Below are 5,349 nucleotides of genomic sequence, written 5' to 3'. Positions count from 1 at the left end.
GAGGTGCCCGCCCCGCGCCGGGCCGGGCTCCCCGGTCCGGCGCGGGGCGGGCACCTCGGGCCGCAGCCGGGCGAGCAGCCGCCGGCGTTCCTCGGCGAAGGCGGGGTCGGCCTGGTAGTCGGAGTGGGCGAGGATCGGCGCGGGCAGCGGATGGTCCGGGGTGCGCCCGTAGGCCAGGGGGTCCTTCAGCGGCGGGCGGTCCACGTCGGGTCCGGTGTCGCCGGGCAGCCGCACGGGGCCGCCGATCGGGTCGGTGCGCCGGTACAGGTTGCGCCAGCAGACGACGTCCCGGTGCAGGGCGTCCAGCGCGTCCGGGCCGAAGTGCGCGGGGAACCAGCGCCCGTACAGCCGCTCCAGCGGGGAGCCGTAGGTGAGCAGGGCGACGCGTGCGCGGACGGACGGCGGGAGCTGCCAGGCCGCCGCGGCGGCGAGCACGCTGCCCTGGGAGTGCCCGGACAGCACCAGCCGTCCGCCGGTGGTGCGGGTCCAGGTGGCGATGCGCCAGGTCAGGTCGGGCACCGCGCGCTCGGCGTAGCAGGGCGGCGCGAAGGGGTGCGCGGCGCGCGGCCAGAACGTGCCGACGTCCCAGAGGATCCCTATGGTGCGGCGGGCGGAGGCGTCCTTGTAGGCGCGGCGGCCCCAGGTGACGAGGAGGACGAAGCCGAGGCCGATCAGCCAGGAGCCGAGGGCCTGCGCGGTCTGGGCCGCGCCGTGCACGACGGGGTGGGCGTCGCGGGCCGCCTGGCTCGGCGTCCGTCCGGTGGCCGCCGCGCCGGCCAGGGCGGCCGCGCCCAGCAGCAGGGTGGCGGCGGAGGTGACGGCGAGGATGCGCGGGCCCCGGTCGGTGAGGGCGGCCATGGCGCGCACCGAGGCGATCCGCCGGGTGCGGCCGGGGTCGCCCGTCTCACCCCGGTACTCCTCGGCCACGGCGGCGCGCTCGGCCCGCGCGAGCTGCCAGGCGCGGCGGGCGAGCCAGCAGCACATGATCAGGAGCAGCAGGAGCAGCGGCGGAATGACGGACGCCTGCCAGGTGAGCAGCACCGGCGGCCCCGGGATGGAGGCGCGGGTGCCGTCCAGCCAGTCGGACATCCGCTGCGAGACCCCGCCGGACATCACACCGCCGAGGGCGCAGGCGAGCATGGCGACCGCCGGTCCGGCCAGTCCGCGCAGCGCGGCGCGCCGGTCGGGGTCGGTGCGGTGCAGGGCGTGGGCGACGCCGGCCAGGACGATCACCAGCAGGCCCTGCGCGAGGGTGAGGGCGCCGAAGGTGACGTTGCCCGGCAGCCGGCCCGCCGACTCCCAGCCGGGCCGCTCCCACCCGGCGTAGAGCGCGCTGGCGGCGAGCAGGGTGAGGGCGGCCAGGGGCAGTCCGCGCACCAGCCGGCGGTCCGCGTCGCCGTCGAGGCGGCGTTCGCTGCGGCCGCGGCGGCACACCACCCACACCACGGCGCACGCCCCGGCGGCCAGGGCGGCCTCCAGCAGCACGCCCAGGACGGCGAGGACGGCGGGGCCGCCCGGCTCGCGGTCGTACCGGGCGGCGGCGGATCCGACGGCGGCGGCGACCGTCAGCAGCGCGGCGGCGGTGTGCGCGGCGCGCAGCCGGGCGCCGAGGCGGCGGCCGTACCAGAAGCCGGGGCGGCTCAGCGCGGTCGGTCCGGTGTCCTCCTCCGGCCCGCCGAGCGGCTGCTGCGACTCGTAGGCGCTCCAGGTGCGCAGGGACAGGAACCACAGCAGGCCGGTGAGGGCGGCGGGCACCAGGGCGGCGAGGGCGAGCCGGCGGCCGGGCGCGCCCCACCAGCCGCCGTCGGGCGACAGGAAGCCGAGCCAGGAGTGCCGGCCGGCGCAGGCGGGCGTGCCCGCGCACTGCCAGGCGGTCAGGTCGAGGGCGACCTCGCAGGCGGCGGCGACGAGCAGCACGGTGAGGCTGAGCCCGGTCAGCCTCACCAGCAGCCCGTACAGCCGGACCGTGCGGCGGCGGCCGTGGGCGCTGGGGCGCATCCAGTGGGCGAGGTTGACCACCATGAAGGGCAGGAGCAGCAGCCACAGGGCGCGGGTGCCGTTGCCGGAGGTGAGGTTGCACCAGACGTACGCCTCGGGGACGGGTCCGTCGCGGCGCGCGCCGGGGTTCCGCTCGGCGTCGGCGTCGTCGGCGCGGCGGAACACGGCGGCGACGTCGTCGCCGGTGACGCGGACCGTGCGCGGGTCGTCGAGCATCTGCTCGGGGCTGGTGCCGCCCACCCCGTGGACCAGGAGTTCCAGCGCGGTTCCGGGCCCGGCGGGCCCCGCGCCGGCAGGTGCTCCGCCGTCCCCGTCCGGTCCGGTCTGCTGTGCCTTCTCCACCGTGCGGCCTCCCCCGTGACGACCCGTCGGATCCGTCCGTGCGGGACAGGATCTCCCGTGTCCGGACGGCGTGCGTCCGTCGTCACTCAATCTCCCCGATCCGGGTGACACGCACGCACCGTGCGGGCGCCCAGAACCGCCATGTACGCGACGAGCCACCGGTGGCGCCGCCGATGGCCCGGCATGGGAGGATGGGACGTCCGCGCACCGGTGCCCGGGAGACATGCCGCCCGAGGCCGTGGACGCGCGGGAGTGTGTCGGACGGCTGTGCGGCGAAAGGACCGGAGCGTACGTGAGCGAGAATCAGAACCTGCTCGCCGAGCAGCGGCGCACCCTGATCCTCGACGAGGTCCGGCGGCGGGGCGGGGTCCGGGTCAACGAGCTGACCCGCAGGCTCGGCGTGTCGGACATGACGGTCCGCCGCGACCTGGACGCGCTGGCCCGGCAGGGCGTTCTGGAGAAGGTGCACGGCGGCGCGGTCCCGGTGGTCGAGGCGAGCACGCACGAGCCGGGGTTCGAGGCGAAGTCGGGTCTGGAGCTGTCCGCCAAGGAGGACATCGCGCGCGCGGCGGCCGAGCTGGTCCCGCCGGGCGCGGCGATCGCGCTGTCCGGCGGCACGACGACGTTCGCGCTGGCGCACCGGCTGACCGACGTTCCCGACCTCACGGTGGTCACCAACTCGGTGCGGGTGGCGGACGTCTTCCACGCGGCGCAGCGCTCCTCGGGCAGCCGGCAGGGTGCGGCGACGGTGGTCCTGACCGGCGGGGTGCGCACCCCGTCCGACTCGCTGGTGGGCCCGGTGGCCGACCAGGCGATCGCGGCGCTCCACTTCGACCTGCTGTTCCTCGGGGTGCACGGGATATCGGTCGAGGCGGGGCTGTCGACGCCGAACCTGGCGGAGGCGGAGACCAACCGGCGGCTGGTGCAGTCGGCCCGCCGGGTGGTCGTGGTCGCCGACCACACCAAGTGGGGCACCGTCGGCCTGAGTTCGTTCGCGTCGCTGGAGCAGGTGGACACGCTGGTCACGGACGCGGGGCTGACCGCCGAGGCCCGTGCGGAGGTGTCCGAGCACCTGCGGCGGCTGGTGGTGGCCGGCGAACCCGAACAGCCCGAACAGCCCGAGGACGACCGGGCGGAGGACACCGACGCCTGACCGGGGCGCCGCTCCCCTCGCCGTCCGTGCCCGTACGCAGCGTGATCTCGGAGGAGTTGAGTCGATGGCCCACCGTCTGCGCCCCGTGGGGCGGGAGTTCGCGTCGGTCGCACCCGTGCGTCTGGTCTTCGAGCGGGAGATCTCGGCCGCTCCCCCGGCGGTGTTCGACGCGCTGGCACGGGACGTGACGGGCTGGACCGACTGGTTCCGCGCGGTGACCCTGGCCCGTCCGCTGGACGGCGGCGCGGGCCGGGAGATCCGGCTCCTGGGCGGCGCCCGGTTCCGCGAGACGGTCCTCGCGGCCCAGGAGCCGGAGGTGTACGCCTACCGCGTCGACGTGACCAATGTGCCGGGCGCCCGCGCGATGGCCGAGGAGTGGCGGCTGCGTCCGGCCGGGACGGGCACCCGGGTGCGCTGGACGATGGCGGTGGACGGCCTCACGCCGTTCCGGCTGGCGCTGAAGGCGGCCCGTCCGGGTCTCGCGGCGGGCTTCCGCGACGCGGTGACCTCACTGGACCGCCGGCTCGCGCACTGACCCCTCGGGCCAGGCCCCGGTGCGCAGCAGGGTCTCTATGGCCTGCGTGTACGGCGTCACGTCCAGGCCCTGCTCGGCCAGCCAGGCGTCCGAGTAGTACTTGTCCAGGTAGCGGTCGCCCGGGTCGCACAGCAGCGTGACCACGCTGCCCCGCCTGCCCTCGGCCGCCATCTCCGCCACGATCCTCAAGGCGCTCCACAGACCGGTGCCGGTGGAGCCGCCCGCCTTGCGGCCGATGACCCGCTCCAGGGCCCGTACGGCGGCGACGGCGGCCGCGTCGGGCACCTTCATCATCCGGTCGACGGCGCCGGGCACGAAGCTCGGCTCCATCCGGGGGCGTCCGATGCCCTCGATGCGGGAGGCGCTGTCACAGGAGACATCCGGGTCGCCGGTGGTCCAGCCCTGGAAGAAGCAGGAGTTCTCCGGGTCGGCGACGCAGATGCGGGTGTCGTACTGCATGTAGTGGACGTAGCGGGCGAGGGTCGCGGAGGTGCCGCCGGTGCCGGCGGTGGCGACGATCCACTCCGGCTGCGGGAACCGCTCCATCCGCAGCTGACGGAAGATCGACTCGGCGATGTTGTTGTTGCCGCGCCAGTCCGTGGCCCGTTCCGCGTAGGTGAACTGGTCCATGTAGTGGCCGCCGGTCTCCGCCGCGAGGGCGGCGGACGCCTCGTACATGGTGCGGGGGTCGTCCACGAAGTGGCACCGGCCGCCGTGGAACTCGATCAGGCGGCACTTCTCGGCGCTGGTCGTACGCGGCATGACGGCGATGAAGGGGACGCCGATCAGCTTCGCGAAGTACGCCTCGGACACGGCGGTCGAGCCGCTGGACGCCTCGATCACCGGGCGGCCCGGGCGGATCCAGCCGTTGCACAGGCCGTACAGGAACAACGAGCGGGCCAGCCGGTGCTTGAGGCTGCCGGTGGGGTGGGTCGACTCGTCCTTCAAGTACAGGTCGATGCCCCACCGCTCGGGCAGCGGGAAGAGCAGCAGGTGGGTGTCGGCGGATCGGTTGGCGTCGGCCTGCACCCGGCGCACGGCCTCTTTCAGCCAGGCGCGGTAGGCGGGGTCGCTGCGGTCGACGTCGAGAGTGGCGCCGGTCGGGGTCTGTTGGGGAGTGCTCACGACTGGGCTCCTTACACTGAGCGCCGACGGCGTCCAGCGCGGCCGACACCTCGATCATAAGCACCGCTCGCACCACCTCTCACCTGCATAAACATATCTTTGGTGGCCTGAAAGGCAGTGCTGGGGCCCAGGGGGCGCGCGTGTGGGGGCGCATTGACCCGAGTGCCCCCCGCGCCCCCGCCGGCGGGGCCTGGCG

General features: G+C 75.3%; 4 protein-coding genes. 2 read left to right on the top strand and 2 right to left on the bottom strand.

The window, feature by feature from the left end; translation table 11 throughout:
* A partial coding sequence (locus tag CCN29_RS23665) for a hypothetical protein (protein ID WP_442538467.1) occupies positions 1 to 2,340 on the bottom strand: 2,340 nt, incomplete at its 3' end.
* Between the two features lie 292 nt (positions 2,341 to 2,632).
* Here CCN29_RS23665 and CCN29_RS23660 point away from each other — a divergent pair.
* Together CCN29_RS23660 and CCN29_RS23655 are read left to right on the top strand one after the other, a co-directional pair.
* Positions 2,633 to 3,493 (top strand): DeoR/GlpR family DNA-binding transcription regulator, encoded by an 861-nt coding sequence (locus tag CCN29_RS23660; protein WP_037829241.1) that lies wholly within the window; start codon positions 2,633 to 2,635, stop codon positions 3,491 to 3,493.
* A 64-nt stretch (positions 3,494 to 3,557) separates the two neighbouring features.
* Positions 3,558 to 4,028 carry an SRPBCC family protein gene (locus CCN29_RS23655; protein ID WP_086684349.1) on the top strand — a complete coding sequence of 157 codons (471 nt, stop codon included), beginning with the start codon at positions 3,558 to 3,560 and terminating at the stop codon, positions 4,026 to 4,028.
* Here CCN29_RS23655 and CCN29_RS23650 read toward each other — a convergent pair.
* A complete protein-coding gene (locus tag CCN29_RS23650) occupies positions 4,002 to 5,153 on the bottom strand; it encodes a PLP-dependent cysteine synthase family protein (protein ID WP_086684346.1) in 1,152 nt (383 codons plus the stop codon). The two genes, CCN29_RS23655 and CCN29_RS23650, sit on opposite strands and share 27 nt — an antisense overlap.
* Positions 5,154 to 5,349: the final 196 nt, after the last annotated feature.

It is taken from the genome of Streptomyces pseudogriseolus (genome assembly GCA_002154585.1).
GTDB classification, from domain to species: Bacteria; Actinomycetota; Actinomycetes; order Streptomycetales; family Streptomycetaceae; genus Streptomyces; species Streptomyces pseudogriseolus.
The sequence above is the reverse complement of the archived record's forward strand: the minus strand, read 5'-3'. Positions and strand labels throughout refer to the sequence as shown.

What these genes read in the sequence shown, in the direction of transcription:
- CCN29_RS23655 (WP_086684349.1), top strand. Translation starts at nt 3,558, where the DNA reads ATGGCCCACCGTCTGCGCCCCGTGGGGCGGGAGTTCGCGTCGGTCGCA.